Genomic DNA, 693 nt, shown 5'->3' on the forward strand with positions numbered 1-693 from the left:
GCAGCGGGTTCGCCATGGGGGGAGTCCTCGCCGGTGAACGTCAGCGATTCCTTGACGAACGTCACCTCCACGCTCTTGCGGGTCGGGATACGGACGAGGCGACGCAGGTCGGCGAGGTTGCGGGCCAGGCGGTTCATGGAGTGCACGATCGCCTCGTCGCCCTCGCGGACGAAAGCGAGCAACTCGTCGAGCTTCGGTCGGGTGGTGTCCTTGCCGGAGGCGGTGTCGACGAAGGTCTTTTCCACGTCGATGCCGTCGCGTTGGCGGGCGGTGTTTTGGTCGAGTGCGCTCATCCGGATGTAGCCGACCCGCATCTTCGAAATCCCTTCCCGCCGGCGGACTGTCGATCTGGACTCGGGGAGTCCGATGGCAAGGGTCGAATAATTCGAAACTGGACTCTGTTTCGACGCTTTTCGTCTCGGAGACCGCTGTCTATTTGGGGTGTGCTCAATCCGGGCGCCTCGCATGAGGTGAGGGGAAGCGCCGAGCGGCGGTTCAGTGAGAAGTCTGCCGCCTTCGCGCAGCCGCGAGATTGTCACGGACTACAGCGGTATCAGGGTGGTCGGGGCCCAGGATCTGCTCGGCGGCGGTGAGGGTTCGTTCGTAGAGTTCGATCGCTTCGGTGAGCCGGCCGGCCGAGTGATAGGCGGTGGCGAGGTTGTTGCGGGAGGTCAGGGTGTCGGGGTGTTCGTT

The 693-nt window shown here is 64.1% G+C and carries 2 protein-coding genes; both read right to left on the reverse strand.

Annotated elements, in window-relative coordinates:
- The coding region (locus ON32_RS23385) for a recombinase family protein (protein ID WP_040793176.1) at positions 1-314 on the reverse strand (314 nt) is incomplete at its 3' end.
- 181 nt (positions 315-495) lie between these two features.
- Positions 496-693: tetratricopeptide repeat protein (locus ON32_RS23390; RefSeq protein WP_040793177.1), on the reverse strand; the 198-nt coding region annotated here is incomplete at its 5' end.

The organism is Nocardia paucivorans NBRC 100373 (assembly GCF_000308675.1).
GTDB lineage: Bacteria > Actinomycetota > Actinomycetes > Mycobacteriales > Mycobacteriaceae > Nocardia > Nocardia paucivorans.